Source organism: Caenimonas sedimenti (assembly GCF_007833165.1).
In the GTDB taxonomy this organism is placed as follows: Bacteria; Pseudomonadota; Gammaproteobacteria; order Burkholderiales; family Burkholderiaceae_C; genus Ramlibacter; species Ramlibacter sedimenti.
Window position 1 is genome coordinate 58,343 of record NZ_VOBQ01000002.1, and the last position, 17,230, is coordinate 75,572.

A 17,230-nucleotide genomic window follows, 5' to 3' on the forward strand; every position below is an offset into this window, starting at 1 on the left:
GCAGTGGAGGGACTGTGGTTGATTCCGACCTGCCCAAGAGCCGCCGGGTGCTGCTGCTCGTCGATTTCATCAACCCGCTGGATTTTCCCGGTGCCGAGGACCTCGCGGCGCCGGCCCTGGAGGCGGCGCAAGCCACCGCGCGGCTTGCCCGTGCCGCGCGCGGGGCCGGCTTGCCCGTGCTCTACGCCAACGACAACTTCGGGGTCTGGCGCTCGGACTTCACCAGCATGGTCCGGCAACTGGAGCGCCGCGGTGGGACGGCCGCGCAGATCGTCAAGCTGCTGCGCCCGAAGAAGGGCGACCTGACGATCCTGAAGCCGATGCATTCCGCCTTCTTCGGCTCGCCGCTGGAGATCGTCCTCGACAAGATGGGTGCACGCTCGCTGGTGATCGCCGGGCTGGCCACCGACATCTGCGTGCAGCTCACCGCCGGCGACGCGCTGCTGCGCGGCTACCGCACGGCCGTGCCCGCGGATTGCACGGCGGCCGAGTCCGAGGTGAAGAAGGCCACCGCGTTGGCCTACATGCGCGAGATCCTGAAATGCGACGTCCGGCCCTGGGAAGCGATCATGCGGGCGAAGCCGGCCTGACGGCCGCCGTGGCATAGATCTCGGCATAGCGCGCCACGCTCTTGCCCCACGAGAAATCGCGCGCCATGCCGTTGGCCTGCAGTTTCTTCCAGCGCAACGGTTCGCGCCAAGCCGTGACGGCGCGGTCAATGGCGTCGGCCAGCGCGTCGGCGTCCGTCGAGCGCATGACGAAGCCTGTGCCATGCACGGGATCACTGGTGGCGTCGGTGACCGAGTCCAGCAGGCCGCCGACCGGCGCCACGATGGGCGGTGTGCCATACGCCTGGCTGTACATCTGGTTCAGGCCGCAAGGCTCGAAGCGCGAGGGCATCAGGAAGGCGTCGGCTCCCGCCTCGATGAGGTGGGCGATGCCCTCGTCGAACCCGAGTTTCACGCTCACCTGCCCGGGATGTTGCGCGGCCGCCGCGCGCAGCGCCTCCTGCAGCGCCGGCTCGCCCTGGCCCAGCACCGCGAGCTGGCCGCCGCTAGCGATCAGCCGCGGCAAGGCGTCGAGCACGAGGTCGATGCCCTTTTGTTCCGTGAGCCGGCTCACCACGCCGAACAGCATGGCCGTGCTTTGCGGGGCCAGGCCACAGCGCTGCTGCAGGGCCACTTTGCACATGGCCTTGCCGTGCAGGTTGCCGCGGCCGTACCGGTGGGGCAGCAGGAGGTCGTTCGCCGGGTCCCAGACCTGCGGGTCGATGCCGTTCAGGATGCCGTGCAGCCGGCTGGCGTGGGCCCGCAGCACGCCGTCGAGCCCGGCACCGAAGGCTTCCGTCTGGATCTCCATCGCGTAACTGGGGCTGACCGTCGTGATCGCGTTGGCGAACTGCAGGCCGCCCTTCAGCATCGACAGCTGGCCCCAGAACTCCACGCCGTCGATGCCGCGCCAGAATGGCGGGATGCCCAGAGGATCGGCGGTCTCCATGGGGAACACACCCTGGTACGCGAGGTTGTGGATGGTGAGCACCGAGCCCGCGACGGACTCCCCGGGCGCCAGTGCGCGCATCTGCGCCAGGTAGAGGGGTGCCAGGGCCGTTGGCCAGTCGTTCGCATGCACGATGTCGGCCTGCCAGCCGGGGCAAGGTGAACGCGTGGTGCCGATCAGCGCCGCTACGCGGCTCAGCAGCCCGAAGCGCAATGCGTTGTCCTGGTAGTCGCGGCCAGCGGCGTCGACATACGGCCCGCCCGGCCGCTGGAACAGCACGGGGCAGGTGAGCAGCAGCAGCGTCACGCCGCTTTCCAGCCGCATCGGGACGAGTTGGGCGGCGGGCCAGGCGCCGTGCGCCGGGATCTCCACCGCGTCCCCCAGTTCGCCCGCGGCCTTCATGCCACTGTAGGCCGGGATCAGCAGGCGCACGTCGTGCCCCTGCGCTGCCAGCGCCGCGGGCAGCGCGGCACTGACATCGCCGAGGCCCCCGGTCTTGACGTACGGCGCGCATTCGGGCGTGGCGAACAGGATCTTCATGCGCGTTCTCCCTCGGCCACCAGCACGGCGAACGGGAGGCCGCCGGCCGCCGTGAACACGTCTTGCAATGGCAATCCGTCGTCGCTGCCGGATGCCACGACGTGGCCCGTCAGCCAGTTGCGCCAGGCGCCGAACCGGCGCAGCCCCCCGGCGTCCGCCGGCCAGCGCAGCGCGGTGCCATCCCACAGGCGCGGGGTCCAGCGTGCGACGTCGCCATCGCACAGCGTGTAGCCCAGGCGGACGGCGATCACCAGCACGGCCTGGCCTTCATGCAGCCGGGCGTAGGCCATCACATGGTCCGAAGCCCCGCCTTCCGCGGCGATGGCGTGGTACTGGCCGTCGCGGAACAGTCCCTGCAGCGACCGCCGCAGTTGCAGCAGGCGCCAAGTCGCCAGCAGCTTCACACGGCCGTCGGCCGCGCGGTGCTGGAGGTCGTCCCAGGCGGAAGGTGTGGGCCAGCCTGGCTCGTACAGCGCCCGGACCGCCTGCAGATCCCCGGCGAGCCGCTGGAAATGGACCGGCCTGCGGTTGTCGGGATCGACCAGGCTGAAGTTCCATTGCTCGCAGCCCTGGTAGATGTCCGGCACGCCCGGGGCCGTGCACTTGAGCGCCAGTTGCGCCAGGCTGTTGCGGAAGCCGAAGGGCGCGATGCGGTCCACGAACTTCTGGATCTCGTCGGTGAAGGGCGCCTTGATGACGCCGTCGACATAGCGCTCGAGTGCGCCCTCATACTCGGCGTCCGGGCAGACCCAGTTGGTGTGCAGCTTCGCCTCGCGCACGGCCTTGCGCATGTACTCCTGGACGCGCTTGCGCAGCGACTCGAGCTCCGCCTCCTCCGGTGCGATGGCCGGCCAGACGCCGACCAGCGTCTGGAACAGCAGCCAGATGGCATTGCCGTCCGGGAGGGATCGCGTGTCGGTGCGCGTCAGGTACAGCTCGCCCCAGCCGCTGACGCGCAGCAGGAAGTCCTCCCACTGCGCCGGCAGTTCGGACAGCACCGCGATGCGGGCGCGCACGTCTTCCGAACGCTTGGTGTCGTGCGTCGAACTGGCCAGCATGCAATGCGGACGATGCCTTTGCCGGTTCTGGTTGGCCGCATGGAAGGCGGCCACCGAGATCCCGAAGCTGCGCGGGTCGCCGCCGACGTCATTGAGCGACACGAGTGGCAGGTAGCGGTAGAACGCGGTGTCCTCGACCGCCTTCGCCATGACGGGGGCCGTGAACTGCTGCCAGCGCGCCAGGAAGCGCGCGCGCTGCGCGGCGGGCATGGCTTCGCCTTCGCCCTCCCCCAGCAGGATCTCGCGCAGGTGGTCCAGCACGCTGGCTTCGGCGCCGCCGAGCCGCCGTTTCGCCGAGGCCACGGCCCAGTCGATGTGCTGCCGGTCCATGGCGGAGGCCGGCTCACCGACGCGCAGGTACGTGCGGTAGACGGGGAAGGCGCCCGCCAACTCCGCCAGCGCCACCAGCAGCCGGTTGCGCGTGAAGTCGCAGCGGCGCCGGCAGGCGCGCGTGAGTTCGTAGGCGGCGTGCGCCAGCCAGTTCAGTTCGCTGAACAGCGAAGTCTCGATGATGTGCTTCTTGCAGCGCCACGTGATCTCGTCGAAATCCACCGGCTCGCCGCTGAAGGCCTGGTACGCATCGACCAGGGCCGACTTGTTGCCGGCATGGACGAAAAGCCCGTGCGCCAGGCTGGCGAAGCGATAGCCCGTGTCGCCGTGCACGGGCCAGCTTTCGGGCAAGGGCTCGTGCTCGGCCTGGATCTTTTCCACGAGCAGGTAGAGCGCGCGGGGCGGATGGCTCCCGACCGCGGCCTGGCTGGCGTGCCTGGCCTGCAGTTGCTCGAAGTAGGCCTGCGGGTCGCTGAGGCCGTCCGGATGGTCCACGCGCAGGCCGGCAAGGCAGCCGTCGTGCAGCCAGCGCAGCACCTTGCGGTGCGTGGCCTCGAACACCTCGGGGCGCTCCATGCGCAAAGCCGCCAGCGTGTTGACGTCGAAGAAGCGCCGGTAGTTGACGTCGTCGCTCGCCACGCGCCAGTCGGCCAGCCGGTAGGCCTGGGTGGAGATCAATGCGTCGAGCTTGTCGAAGCTCGCCGCATCGCCCGCGTGCCCGTTCAACGCTTCCAGGCAGGCCGTGATCCAGCGGGCCAGCCATTTGTGGCGCGCGGCCAGCCGCGCGAGCTGCCGCTTGTGGATCGCGCTGTCGCGCACGCGCGCGCGGCGCCGCTGCAGGTCGGGGTCATCGCGCTCCGGCAGGCGGCGCAGCGCATCGAGCAGTGCTTCCGCCAGGGCGAGTCCGTCGCGCTCGCCGTCGTCCCGCGGCGCCGGTGCAGGCAGGGCCTCCAGGATCCGCGGGTAGTGCGCGGGGTCGATCGGGAAGCGGTGGTTCCAGTAGCGCAAGCCGAATTCGCCGGTGGTGGAATCGAAATGCAGCTGGATCTCGCCGGCTTCGAGGATCTTGCCGTAGTGGTCGCCCAGCACCGGGAGCAGGACCCGTCCCGCCATCTCCGCGGCGGCCGGCGCCCACTCGATGTCGAAAGTCTCCGCGTGCGGCGAAGCGCGGCCGTGCTCCAGCACGTCGAGCCACCACTGGTTGTCGGCTTCCAGCACGCCCATGTGGTTGGGCACGATGTCGAGGATCTGCGCCAGGCCCTGCTTGCGCAGCGCCTCGCACAGCCTGGCGTGGGCCGCCTCGTCCCCCACTTCCGGGTTCACCTGGCTGTGGTCCACGATGTCGTAGCCGTGCGTGCTGCCGGGCCGCGCGCGCAGGTAGGGGGAGCTGTAGAGATGGCTGATGCCCAAGGCCTTGAGGTACGGCACCGCCTGCGTCACTTCCTCGAACGTGCAGCCCTGGTGGAACTGCACGCGGTAGGTCGCACCCGGGACGAGCGCGGTGTCCAGTGCCGGCACCTCGGTCACCGCCGGCGCCACCGGCTGGACACCGCCGCGCTCGGCCCGGAGCGCCGCGGCGACGGAGGACCAGCGTGCGTCGCTGGCCAGCGCCTCCAGGGGCACCGCCAGCTTGCGGCGCCAGTTCGGGAAGCGGTCTTCCGTCGTTCCGGGCACGTTGACCTGCAGCAGCTGGCCCGTCACGTCTTCCAGCTGCACGCCGACCAGCCAGCAGGGCGTGCGCGCGAGGTAGGCATAGACCGCGTCGACGAAAGCCGGCGTGGCGTCCGGCAGCGAGGTCGGCTGCACCGAAATGCCCTCGGGCAGCAGGTCTTCGTGCTGCAGGGCCAGCAGGAGCCGCGCGCGGTCCTGCGCGCGCGCCATCACCTGCGCCTCGTGCGATTGGGCGTCGGGGTAGAGCTCCAGCCGGGCGGACAGTTCGATGTCCTCGCCCAGCCAGAAGCCGCGCAGCGTCGGCAGGTCGTGCGTGCTGACCACGGCCAGCGCCTTCGGCTGCCACTGCGCTGGCGGGCGGAAGCCGCCGTCCTCACCGCGCTCGAACAGCAGCGGCCGGTACGACAGCAGGTCGCCTTCGCGCATGGCTTCGCGCATGCGTGGCGCGACGTTGCCCAGGTCCTCCCCGATCACCATGCACTCGTGGCGGTGGCTCTCCAGCGCCAACAGGGCGAGCAGATCGTCGAGCGGGTAGTTCACGTAGGTGCCGCCGTCCGGTCCGGTCCAGAACAGCCGCATCAGCGACATCACGTGATCGAGCCGCAATGCGCCGCAATGGCGCATGTTGGCGCGCAAGGTGTCGATGAAGGGCTGGTAGGCGGCGGCCTGCAGCCGGTGCGGATTCCAGGGGGGCAACCCCCAGTCCTGGCCCAGGGCATTCAGCGGGTCGGGCGGTGCGCCGGCATGCATGCCGAGGGCGAACAGGCCGGGGTCCATCCAGGTTTCCGCGCCACCGCCGTTCACGCCGACGGCGAGGTCGGTGTAGAGCCCGATGCCCATGCCGCGGCTGCGCGCGTAGCGCTGGCAGGATTCGAGCTGCAGCTCCGCCAGCCATTGCAGCCAGTACCGGTAGCGCACGGCGGAGACGTGGTCGCGCGCGAACATCCGGACGGCCTCTCCCTCCGGGTCGCGGTAAGCCTCGGGCCAGGCGGGCCAGCCCCACACGTTCCCGTCCTGGGCATGCAGGTGGGCTTGCAGCGCCTCGAACAGCGCGTGCCGGCCGAGCGTGTGTTCACGCTGCCGCATGAAGGCGAGGAAGTGGGCGCCGCGCGAGCGGCCGGGGTCGAGCTCGTGGCGCTCGAAGTGCTCCCAGAGCAGCCGCAGCACCTCGTCCTTCGCCGCGGCGACGGCCGGATAGTCCACCAGCTCGGCATCGCGCAGGTTGCGCAGCAGCTCCTGGAATGGCTCGGACTCGACCTTCTGCAGCGCCGCTTCGCAGCCGCTCAGGTCCACCAGCGTCTGCACATCCAGGTAGATGGGATTGAGGGCATTGCGGCTGGACGGGCTGTACGGGCTCGCCATCGCGGGGTTGTGCGGGAACAGGGCATGCAGCGGGCTCAGCCCGAGGAAGGATGCGCCCTGGTGGGCGGCCGCATCCGCCAGGCGCCGCAGGTCGCCGAAGTCGCCGATGCCCCAGTTGCGCGAGGAGCGCAGCGCGTACAGCTGCACGGTGCAGCCCCACCAGCGCTCGCCGTCGCGCAATGCAGGCGCCACCCAGCACTGCCGGGGCGCGACGGCGAGCAGGCAATGGGATTCTTTCCCGCTGGCCTGCTCGAGGCGCAACCGGTAGTAGCCCGGTGCGAGGCCGGCTGGCAATTGGATCTGCGACTCGCCGTGATGGTCATGGACTTCGCCGGCGGCCAGCGCGGCGCCGCTGCCATCGCTTTCGGCCAGCAGCTGCCAGCGGTGCGAGCCACCATCGGCGCGCCAGCGCAAGAGCGGCTCGTCGCCCACCCGGACCACCAGCACGGGCGGGAACGCTTCCGGTGCCGGCGATGCATTCCGCATCGCGTCGAGCGCGCGCCGCAACACGGCCTCCGGCACTTCCTCCTGCTTGCCCCAGAAGCCGTGATAGCTCGCGGCCACCCCCAGCCGGGATGCTTCCTCGGCGAGCGTGCTCACAGCGTGATCTCCGTGCCCAGCGTCCAGCGGACCGACCAGGCGGGCCAGACGCCCGCTTCGACCTCGGCGGGCCGGCGGTAGCTGAACACGGTCTCGGCTTCGACCGGGCCGAGGTGCTGGGCGGGAACGGCCAGCGGCTCGGGCCCGAGGTTGAGCTCGAGCGCGAGCATCTGTCCGTCGGTGTAGCGCCATTGCACGGCCAGCCCGGTCGCGCCCACGCGCTGGTGCGTGTGCTTGCCGTGGTCCAGCAGGGCCTGGCGTGGCGTGATCCATCGCGCGCGCGCGGCGAGGGCGGAATGCACGAGCTCTTGCCATGCGCGCCCGCGGCTTCCGGTGGCGCTGGCGCAGTCCGGTCGGCTGGCCTCGAAGGTCGCCGCGCTGCAGGGATCCGGGAGGTCATCGCCCGCGTGGGCGAACTCGCGCTTGCGGCCCGCCCGCACGGCATCGCGCAGCTCGCCGTCCCAATCCGCGAAATAGAGGAAGGGCTGCTCGGCCCCGCATTCCTCGCCCTGGAACAGCATCGGGATCGCGGGTGTGAGCAGCGCCAGCAAGGTGGGCAGCAGGGCGGCCGCCGGCGGCACGAGCTGGCTCAGGCGCTCACCGCGTGCCCGATTGCCCACCTGGTCGTGGTTGTGCGCGAAATTCACCAGCGCGGTGAGCGGCTGGGGCGGCGTGTGGGCCACGGTTTCGCGCGCGCCGCCCGGCTTGCGTCGGGAGTCCTCGAACACCATCCCGTGAGACAGGCTGCGCCCCAGCAGTTCCAGCGGTTCGACCCCGCTGCCGTAGTCGTGGTAGTAGCCGTGCGTCTCGCCCGTGAGCGCGACGTGCAGCGCGTGATGGAAATCGTCGTTCCACTGGCCGTCGTAGCGCTCCGCCATTGGCTCCGGTGCCAGGCGGTGGTAGTGGTTGTTCTCATTCTCGAGGACCAGGTGGACGTGGCGCCCCGCGGTGGCTCCGCGGACCGCGGCCGACAGCTGCTCCAGCACGTCGGGCCGGCTGGTGTCGATGATCGCGTGCACGGCGTCCAGCCGCAGGCCGTCGATGCGGAACTCCTCCACCCAGTACAGCGCGTTGTGGATGAAGAACTCGCGCACCCGCTGGCTGTCGGGGCCGTCGAAGTTGATGGCCGCGCCCCAGGGGCTGCTGGCCGTCTTCGAGAAGAAGGCCGGTGCATAGGCATGGAGGTAGTTGCCGTCCGGCCCGAAGTGGTTGTAGACCACGTCCATGAACACCATCAGGCCCAGGCGGTGCGCCGCCTGCACCAGGTACTTCAGCTCCGCCGGCGTTCCGTAGGCCGGGTGCGGGGCGAACGGGAGCACGCCGTCGTAGCCCCAGCCGAAGCGGCCCGGGAAGGCCGACACCGGCATCAGCTCGATGGCCGTGACGCCGAGGTCCGCCAGCTCCTGCAAGCGACCGGCCGCCGCCAGGAAGGTGCCCTCGGGGGTGAAGGTCCCGAGGTGCAATTCGTACAGGACGGTCTCGTGCCAGGGCCGGCCGGCCCAGTCCTCGTCCCACGGGAAATCCAGCGGATCCACCAACTGGCTGGGCGCATGCGGTCCCTGTGGGTTCGCGCGCGAAGCCGGGTCGGGGACCGCCAGTTCGCCGTCGATGCGCCACTGGTAGAGCTCTCCTGCATTCGCGAGCGGCAGGTCGCATTCCCACCAGCCACCGCCGGCGGGCTGGGCCGGAACGAGTTCCGTGACGGCACCGGCTGCGCGGCCCCACGCGACTTCCGCCGACTTGGCGGCAGGCGCCCAGAGCCGGCACCTGGCGCCACCGCCCGGGAGGAGGCGGGCGCCAAAGGGCATGTCGTGCGCGTGGAGCACGTCAGGCCTCCGGTTGCTGCGTCAGCAGCGCCATGCAGTGCGAAGGCAGTTCGAGGTGGGCCTGCGGCGCATAGCCGGCGGCGCCTTTTTCGTCGAAGCAGCCTTCGCTGGTCAGCACGCGCAGCTTCCAGTCCCCGGTGTGGCCGGGAACGTCGGGCAGCGTGAACGTCGCTGCTTCGCTGGTGGCGTTGAACACCAGCAGGACGGAACTGCTGCCCGGCGCGCCCGCGAAACGCGCATCGAGCACGATGGCCACGCACCGCACCGCGGGGTTGGTCCATTCCTCCTCGGTCATCGGCAGGCCCCAAACGCTGTACCAGCCGGCGTCGCGCCGCCCGTCGGCGTCGGGCTCGCCGTTCAGCCAGGCGCTTCCGCGCAACACGGCCAATTCGCGGCGCAGCACGGCGAGGGACTGCGTGAAGGCGATCAGCGGGTCGCCGCGGCGTTCCTCACTCCAGTCGAACCAGCTGATCGCGTTGTCCTGGCAATAGGCGTTGTTGTTGCCGCCCTGCGTGCGGCTCATCTCGTCGCCGCCGAGCAGCAGCGGCACGCCGCGCGAGGCGAACAGGGTGGTGAGGAAGTTCCGCTTCTGCCGTTCCCGCAGCGCGAGCACCGCTTCGTCGTCGGTCTCGCCCTCGGCGCCGCAGTTCCAGCTGCGGTTGTGGCTTTCGCCGTCCCGGTTCTCTTCGGCGTTGGCGTCGTTGTGCTTCTCGTTGTAGCTCACCAGGTCGTGCAGCGTGAAGCCGTCATGCACGGTGATGATGTTGACGCTCGCCTGCGGCCCGCGGCCGGACTGCTCGTAGATGTCGGCCGAGCCGCACAGGGCCGCCGCGAAATCGGGCAGGCTGCCTTCTGTGCCGCGCCAGTAGTCGCGCACGCGGTCGCGGTACTGCCCGTTCCATTCGAACCAGCCGGTCGGGAAACCGCCGACCTGGTAGCCGTAGTCGCCGAGGTCCCAGGGCTCCGCGATCAGCTTGACGCGGCGCAGGACGGGGTCCTGCGCCACCGCGGACAGGAAGGGGCTGCGATGCTCGAATGCACCCTGGCCACTGCGCGCGATGGCCGGCGCCAGGTCGAAGCGGAAGCCGTCCACGTGCATCTCCTCGACCCAGTAACGCAGGCTGTCCATGACCAGCCGCAGCACCGCCGGATGGCTCGTGTTCACGGTGTTGCCGGTGCCGGTGAAATCCATGTAGTGCCGCTGGTCCTCGGTCAGGCGGTAGTAGCTGCGGTTGTCGATGCCCTTGAAGGAAAGCGTCGGCCCCAGGTGGTTCCCTTCGCAGGTGTGGTTGTAGACCACGTCGAGGATCACCTCCAGCCCGGCTGCATGCAACGCACGGACCATTCGCTTGAATTCATTGGGATCCCGGCCGCTCAGGTAGCGCGGCTCCGGTGCGAAGAAGCCGATCGTGTTGTAGCCCCAGTAGTTGCCGAGCCCGAGCTCGACCAGCCGCCGCTCGTCGTTGAAGGCATGCACCGGCAGCAGCTCGACGGCTGTCACGCCGAGCTTCTTCAGGTGGGCGATGGCCGGTTCGCTCGCCAGCCCGGCGAAGGTGCCACGCAGCGCCTCCGGCACGTCCGGCATCTGCCGGGTGAAGCCGCGCACGTGCACTTCATAGAAGACGCTGTCCGCCATCGGGGTTTGCGGCGCGCGATCATCGCCCCAGTCGAACGTGGAATCGACGACGACGCACTTCGCCGCACGGGTGCCGTTGTCGGCCGGGTCGATCTGCAGGTCGCGCCTGTCGTGCCCCAGCTTGTAGGCGTATTGCCAGGCCGCGCCGCGCAGCGGCCGGTCCAGGGCCCGCGCGTAGGGATCGAGCAGCAGCTTGTGCGGGTTGCAGCGCCAGCCCTGCTGCGGGTCGTAAGGTCCATGCACGCGCAGCCCATACAGCGCGCCGGGCTGCAGCCCGGGCAGGAAACCGTGCCACACGTCATCGGTGCGTTCGCGCAGTGCGATGCGCCGCAGCTCGCGTGTGCCGCCCGTGTCGTAGAGGCAGATCTCGACCCGCTGGACACCGCAGGCATAGACGGCGAAATTGACGCCGCCGTCCCGCACGGTCGCGCCCAGTGGCCAGGGGCGGCCCGGCTGGAGCTGTTGCGTGTCGCGGCGGACAGGGGGCTTGGCGACGGCTTGCGCCGTCATGCAAGCACCTCCATCCGCGGTTGCCCGACGGTGCCCGGCTCCGGCGGCGCGAGATACGGCGAGTTGCCGCTGGCGCGCCGCGGGAAGTGGCCCGCTGGCACGACCACGATGCCCGAGGGCGTGACCTGGAAGCGACTGGCGTCCTGCTCCGCGTCGAAACCGATGCGCTCGCCAGGCGGGATGTCGTTGTCCTGGTCGATGATGCAGCGGCGCACCTGGGCGCCGCGGCCGATGCGCGAGCGTTCCATGATGATGCAGTGCTCCAGCTTCGCGCCGGGCTCCACCAGCACCGAGCGGCGCAGCATGGCGTGGTCCAGCGTGGCGCCGTCGACGATGCTGCCGGAGCCCACGATGGAGCGGTTGATCACCCCGTTCTCGATCTGCGCCGATTCGGCCTGGTCCGGGCTGGCGTAGATGGGCCAGTGGCGATTGGTCATGCGGAATTTCGGCATCGCCCCCAGCGTGTCGAAGTGCGCCTGGAAGTACGAGTCGATGGTGCCAACGTCGCGCCAGTAGTACGGCTCCTCGTAGGGCTCGGTGCCCGGGATCACGTTGGTCGCGAAGTCGTAGGCCACCAGCTTGTGGCTCGTCACCATCGACGGCAGGATGTGCTTGCCGAAGTCGCTGTCGCCAGACTCGTGCATCTTGTGCAGCTGCTCCAGCAGGACGTCGGCATTGAAGATGTAGTTGCCCATCGAGGCCAGCGCATGGGTGCTGCTGCCCGGCATCGGCTTCGCGTCCTTCGGCTTCTCGCGGAACTGGGTGATGCGATGGTTCTCGTCGATCTCCACGATGCCGAACTGGTCGCATTCGTGCAGCGGCACGGGCAGGGTCGCCACGCTGGCCTGGGCGCCGGTCTTCACGTGGAACTCGATCATCTGCCGGACGTCCATGCGGTAGATGTGGTCGGCGCCGAACACCGCCACGATGTCCGGCTGGATGCTCTCGATCAGGTGGATGTTCTGGAACACGGCGTCGGCGGTGCCCTGGAACCACTCGGGCCCGCGGCGCATCTGCGGCGGCACGACGGTGATGAAGTGCTGGGGGATGAAGCGCGCCATGGTCCATGACTGCCGCACGTGCTCGATCAGCGACTGCGACTTGTACTGCACCAGCAGGTAGATCGAATAGATCTCCGAGTTGACGAGGTTCGACAGCACGAAGTCGACGATGCGGTGCTTGCCGTTGAAGGGCACGGCGGGCTTGCAGCGTTCAGCGGTGAGCGGATGCAGGCGGGAGCCTTCTCCACCGGCCATGACGAAGGCGAGGACGTTTCTATTGGCGGGCATGAACTTCTCCCTGGATGGATGTTGGTGTGGGTTCTGATGGGGTGAACATCACCGTGCCCAGGGGCGGCACGGTGACGGTGGCGCTGGCGGGCCAGCCCGCCAGGGCGTGGGGTGTGGCCTGGATTCGGCCGAGGTTGCCGGTGCCGCTGCCGCCGTAGAAGGTGGCATCGCTGTTGAGGAACTCGTGCCAGTCGCCCGCGTGCGGCAGCGCGACGCGCACGCGGTGCGGCTGCGGCGTCATGTTGCAGAAGGCCGCAACCGGTGCGTCCCCTTCTGCGCCGCGGCGCAGGATGCCCAGCACCGTGCCGTCGTTCGGCTCGGCCGGCAGCCAGGCGAAGCCGTCCGCATGGAAGTCCCGGCGATGCAGGGCCGGCATGGTGCGGTACGCCCCATTCAGGTCGGCGAGCCAGCGCGCCAGCCCGCCATGCCCGGCGCGGGCCCACAGGTGCCAGTCGAGCGTGCGCTCGTGGTGCCATTCCTCGGCTTGGCCGAACTCGCCGCCCATGAAGAGCAGCTTCTTGCCGGGGTGCGCCCACATGTAGCCGTACAGGTTGCGCAGGCCGGCGAAGCGCTGCCAGTCGTCGCCGGGCTGGCGCTGCAGCAGGCTGCCCTTGCCATAGACCACCTCGTCGTGCGAGAGCGGCAGGACGAAGTTCTCGTTGAAGGCGTAGACGGCGGAGAACCGGATGTCGTCGGCGTGCCACTTGCGATAGAAGTGCGGCCGCGCCATGTAGCGCAGCGTGTCGTTCATCCAGCCCATGTTCCACTTCATGCCGAACCCGAGCCCCCCGTGGTGCACCGGACGCGAGACGGCCGGCCAGGCGGTGGACTCCTCGGCGATCACGTGGACGTCCGGGAAGTGCGCGTACACCGTGGTGTTCAGGTCCTGCAGGAAGCGCACCGCGTCGTGGTTCTGGTTGCCGCCATGCGCGTTGGGGATCCACTGGCCGGGCTCCCGCGCGAAATCGAGATACAGCATCGAGGCGACCGCGTCCACGCGCAGGCCGTCGAAGTGGTACTTCTCCAGCCAGAAGAGGGCGTTGCTGATCAGGAAGTCGCGGACTTCGTAGCGGCCGTAGTTGAAGATCAGGCTGTTCCACTGCGGGTGGAAACCCAGGCGTGGATCCTCATGCTCGTAGAGCGCCGTGCCGTCGAAGCGAGCGAGCGCGTGCGGGTCGGCGGGGAAGTGCGAAGCGACCCAGTCGAGGATGACGCCGATGCCGCGCTGGTGCAGCGTGTCGACCAGCACCATCAGGTCCTGCGGCGTGCCGTAGCGGGCCGTCGGCGCGAAATAGCCGGTGACCTGGTAACCCCACGATCCGTAGAACGGATGCTCGGCGACCGGCAGCAACTCGACGTGCGTGAAGCCCATGTTCTCGCAGTGCGCGGCCAGGCGCAGGGCGAGATCCCGGTAGTTCAGGAAGCGGCCATCCTCCTCGCGCTGCCACGACCCGAGGTGCACCTCGTAGATGCTGATCGGGCGGTCGTGCCCCTGGCGCTGCTGCCGCGTGGCCATCCAGGCCTGGTCGCCCCACTCGTGGCCGAGGTCCCAGATTTGCGAGGCGGTGCCGGGTGGATGCTCGCAACGGAAGGCATACGGGTCGGCCTTGTCGATCCACTGGCCTTGCGCCGTCTGGATGCGGTACTTGTAGCACTGGCCGGGCCGCGCGCCCGCGATGAACGTGCTCCAGCGACCGCTGCCGTCGTCGAGCCGGTGCATGGGTTCGCAGTGCCATTGGTTGAATGCGCCGATGACGCCGACAAAGCGCGCGTTGGGTGCCCACACGGTGAAGGTGGTGCCCTGCGGCGAGGCGTGCGCGCCCATCACTTCGAACTGGCGATGGTGGTGGCTGGTTTGGTGCACGGCGGGCGCGGCGGCCCGATGCTCCGCGGCGGGCGACGGTCGTTGCGCTTCCGGCGGAAGTATGTTTTTCATGGCCCTCGTCCGTAAGCCCGGAATTTTGAGGAGCCTCAGCGGGAAAGGGTGGCGCATCCGCCGTCACCCGGCGTCCGTGGATTCCTACGTCGGGCTGGCTGGCCGGCCGTGGAGCAACTCTGTAGCTCCCGTCCTACACCGCGACGGCGAAACGCACCCGATATTTCTGGCATGTCTCCCGTGAACAGCTCTCCAGAATCCATCGGCCGAATCGATCACTTCGAGTGGGAGGGCGGCACCGGCAATCGCCGCACGCGCGCGGGTGCGATCAACCACCCGCCGCGGCAGCCCAGCCAATCGCCAGCGGAAGAGACCTGTTCGTCGGGGCTGGAGCGCAGGTACGTGTCGATCAAGGCGCCGGCGCGCAACAGCGGGTCCGTCTCCCCGAAGCCCGGACCGCAGCGCGGCAACTGAGCGCTTCTTCCGTCTTTCCCCGGAACGGGGCGCAGGCTGACACGGCCGGTACGTGCATGGGGTGATCCTGCCGGCATGAGCCTCGGTTGCTTTCTTTTGTCCGTGCCCCGTTCCTGCGTCAAGCGTCCCGCGGTTCCGCCTTCCACCAAGGCGCAAGCCGTGCGTACTGCCGCACCCAGGGATGGCAAACCGGTTGCCCGCGCAGCCCCCCACCCGACGAAATGAGCAGCGCGCTGGTCGCGAGCCTGGTCGACACGGGCCGGTGGCTGCGGCAGCAGGGCTACCGCTTCGTCACACCGACGCCCGCGACCCATGCGCGCGTGTTGCGCCGCGACCCCACGGCGGCAGCGAGGAATCTGCGGGATGCCTTCGGCTGGAGCCGTCCCTTCCGTCCGGGACTGGTGCCGAGCCGCCTGCTCGAGGCCTTGCGCAGCGCGCAGCTGGTGGTGCCGCTGCCCGACGGCTTGCTGGCGAGCCGCGCGCGCTTCTCGACGCTGGGTGACCTGCTGCTGGCCCATTCGGCGTACCCGACCACGCAGCCGGACGCCGTCTTCTTCGGGCCCGACACGTACCGCTTCGCGGCATTGGTCGAGTCTGAACTCCAGCGGCTGGCCCTGGTGCAAGGCGCCCGCATCCTCGACGTCGGCTGCGGATCGGGCGCGGGCGGCCTCCTGGTCGCCTGGTCCTCGCGCGCCACGGGCCCGCAAGTCATGCTCACCGACATCAACGCCTCCGCGCTGGAATTCGCCAAGGCCAACGCGACCCTCGCCGCGGTCGAAGGCGTGTCGTTCGCGCAGGGCGATCTCTACGCTTGCGTGGCCGGCGAGTTCGACCTGATCCTCGCCAATCCGCCCTACCTCAACGACGGCGCGGCGCGCACCTACCGCCATGGTGGCGGCGCCTGGGGCGGCGCCTTGTCCGAGCGGATTGTGCACGAGGGCCTGCCCCGGCTGCGGCCGGGCGGAAGGCTGGTGCTCTACACCGGCGCCGCCATCGTCGCGGGGGAAGACCCGCTGCGTGACGCCCTGAAGCCGGCACTGGAGGACCGCGGCTGGCCGTGGTCGTGGCGTGAACTCGACCCGGACGTGTTCGGCGAAGAACTCGAAGAGCCCGCCTACGCCGGCGCGGAACGCATCGCCGCCGTGGCGCTGGTGGTGCAGAGGCCGGCGCGATGAGGTTCCTGGGCATCGGCGAGACCAACGACCTCGCGTCGATGTACCACGGCCTCGCGAAGCGCGGCCACGAGGTCCGCGTGTTCGTGGAGGACCCCGCCTGCGCGGACGTGCATGCCGGCCTGCTGGACTTCACCGCGGACTGGGAGGCGGACCTGGGCTGGGTGCGGGCGGCCGGCGCCGACGGCGTCGTCCTGTTCGAGTCCGCGATCAAGGGCGAGGTGCAGGACGCGCTGCGCCGCGACGGCTTCCAGGTGATCGGCGGCAGTGCCTTCGGCGACCGCCTGGAGGCGGATCGCGACTTCGGCCAGCAGGTGCTGCGCGAGGGCGGCCTGAAGACCGCGCGCACGCATCGTTTCACCGGGTACGAGGCCGCCCAGGCTTTCCTGCGCGACCGGCCGAGGCGCTACGTGCTGAAGTTCAACGGTGCAGACCATCCGCGCACGCGAAACTTCATCGGCACGATGGACGATGGCTGCGACATGCTGGCGCTGCTTTCACTGTATCGCTCGCAGGCTCCCGCTGGCGAGCCGACCGACTTCATCCTGATGGAACATCTGGAGGGAGTGGAAGTCGGCGTGGGGGCGTACTTCAACGGCGAGGCCTTCCTGGATGCGAAGTGCATCGACTTCGAGCACAAGCGCTTCTTCCCGGGCGAACTCGGGGAGTTGACGGGAGAAATGGGGACCATCGTCGGCTATCGCGGGTCGGAGCGCCTCTTCCAGGCCGCGCTCGCGCCGGTGGCTCCGCTGCTGCGTGAGAGCGGGCATGTGGGCTACCTCAACGTCAACCTGATCGCCAACGAAGATGGCTTGTGGCCGCTGGAGTTCACCAGCCGCTTCGGCTACCCCGGCTTCGCCATCTGCGAGGCGCTGCACCTCGAACCCTGGGAAGACATCCTGCGCCGCATGCTGCGCCGTGACAGCCTGGCGCTGCGCACACGCGCCGGCTGGGCGGCGGGCGTCGTTCTCACGGTGCCGCCTTTTCCGTATCGCCATGGCTACGAGGAACTGTCCAAGGGCATGCCGATCTGCCTGCGACCCGAACTCGATGCGGGCGATCGCGAGGCCCTGCACTTCGCCGAGATCGCCAGCGTGAACGGCCAGCTGGTGACCAGCGGCTCCTGCGGCTACGTCGGCGTGGCCACGGGTCTCGGCGCCGAGGTGGCGCAGGCGAATGCGGAGGCCTTGCGCGTCGCGGCGGGCGTGGTCGTGCCGAACCTGCGCTACCGGCGCGACATCGGCGAACGGGTGAGCAGCAATGACCTGCGCATGCTGGAGGATCTGGGCTGGCTCGACCATGCGTAGGAAGCAACCCACGGCATCGGACGCGGCTGCCTGATACGGCCCGAAGCCGAGCGGCTTCACACTGTCTTCATCACTCCGAGAA

At 69.5% G+C, this 17,230-nt stretch carries 10 protein-coding genes; 4 read left to right on the top strand and 6 right to left on the bottom strand.

Going from position 1 to position 17,230, the window contains the following annotated elements; translation table 11 throughout:
• Positions 1-14: 14 nt before the first annotated feature.
• A complete protein-coding gene (locus tag FN976_RS01215; protein WP_145890164.1) occupies positions 15-590 on the top strand; it encodes a cysteine hydrolase family protein in 576 nt (191 codons plus the stop codon).
• On the opposite strand, the gene glgA is transcribed toward FN976_RS01215, so the two are convergent.
• From glgA to glgB, 6 genes are read right to left on the bottom strand one after another with little or no spacing between them, the layout of a single operon-like run.
• Positions 568-2,037 carry a glycogen synthase GlgA gene (glgA, locus tag FN976_RS01220; RefSeq protein WP_145890166.1) on the bottom strand — a complete coding sequence of 490 codons (1,470 nt, stop codon included), beginning with the start codon at positions 2,035-2,037 and terminating at the stop codon, positions 568-570. The genes FN976_RS01215 and glgA overlap by 23 nt on opposite strands.
• Positions 2,034-7,058, bottom strand: coding sequence for a malto-oligosyltrehalose synthase (locus FN976_RS01225; RefSeq protein ID WP_186510707.1), 5,025 nt, complete (start codon positions 7,056-7,058; stop codon positions 2,034-2,036). The genes glgA and FN976_RS01225 overlap by 4 nt, the downstream gene beginning before the upstream one ends.
• A complete protein-coding gene (gene treZ / locus FN976_RS01230; RefSeq protein WP_145890170.1) occupies positions 7,055-8,884 on the bottom strand; it encodes a malto-oligosyltrehalose trehalohydrolase in 1,830 nt (609 codons plus the stop codon). Before treZ ends, FN976_RS01225 begins: the two co-directional genes overlap by 4 nt.
• A 1-nt stretch (position 8,885) precedes the next feature.
• Positions 8,886-11,030 (bottom strand): glycogen debranching protein GlgX, encoded by a 2,145-nt coding sequence (glgX, locus tag FN976_RS01235; RefSeq protein ID WP_145890172.1) that lies wholly within the window; start codon positions 11,028-11,030, stop codon positions 8,886-8,888.
• Positions 11,027-12,319 (bottom strand): glucose-1-phosphate adenylyltransferase, encoded by a 1,293-nt coding sequence (gene glgC / locus FN976_RS01240; RefSeq protein WP_145890173.1) that lies wholly within the window; start codon positions 12,317-12,319, stop codon positions 11,027-11,029. The genes glgX and glgC overlap by 4 nt, the downstream gene beginning before the upstream one ends.
• Complete coding sequence (gene glgB / locus FN976_RS01245) at positions 12,306-14,255, bottom strand: 1,4-alpha-glucan branching protein GlgB (RefSeq protein WP_145890175.1); 1,950 nt, start codon at positions 14,253-14,255, stop codon at positions 12,306-12,308. The genes glgC and glgB overlap by 14 nt, the downstream gene beginning before the upstream one ends.
• A gap of 180 nt (positions 14,256-14,435) precedes the next feature.
• Between glgB and FN976_RS01250 the strand changes: the two genes are divergently transcribed.
• From FN976_RS01250 to FN976_RS01260, 3 genes are all read left to right on the top strand, one after another.
• Positions 14,436-14,669 (top strand): hypothetical protein, encoded by a 234-nt coding sequence (locus tag FN976_RS01250; protein ID WP_145890177.1) that lies wholly within the window; start codon positions 14,436-14,438, stop codon positions 14,667-14,669.
• Positions 14,670-14,890: 221 nt separating this feature from the next.
• Positions 14,891-15,844, top strand: coding sequence for a methyltransferase (locus FN976_RS01255; protein WP_145890179.1), 954 nt, complete (start codon positions 14,891-14,893; stop codon positions 15,842-15,844).
• Positions 15,841-17,148: a phosphoribosylamine--glycine ligase gene (locus FN976_RS01260; RefSeq protein WP_145890181.1), complete on the top strand. Its 1,308-nt coding sequence runs from the start codon at positions 15,841-15,843 to the stop codon at positions 17,146-17,148. The genes FN976_RS01255 and FN976_RS01260 overlap by 4 nt, the downstream gene beginning before the upstream one ends.
• Positions 17,149-17,230: the final 82 nt, after the last annotated feature.

Coding starts and splice junctions, on each gene's coding strand:
- FN976_RS01255 (WP_145890179.1), top strand. CDS start 14,891: ATGAGCAGCGCGCTGGTCGCGAGCCTGGTCGACACGGGCCGGTGGCTG.
- glgC (WP_145890173.1), bottom strand. CDS start 12,319: ATGCCCGCCAATAGAAACGTCCTCGCCTTCGTCATGGCCGGTGGAGAA.
- glgA (WP_145890166.1), bottom strand. CDS start 2,037: ATGAAGATCCTGTTCGCCACGCCCGAATGCGCGCCGTACGTCAAGACC.
- FN976_RS01260 (WP_145890181.1), top strand. CDS start 15,841: ATGAGGTTCCTGGGCATCGGCGAGACCAACGACCTCGCGTCGATGTAC.
- glgB (WP_145890175.1), bottom strand. CDS start 14,255: ATGAAAAACATACTTCCGCCGGAAGCGCAACGACCGTCGCCCGCCGCG.
- glgX (WP_145890172.1), bottom strand. CDS start 11,030: ATGACGGCGCAAGCCGTCGCCAAGCCCCCTGTCCGCCGCGACACGCAA.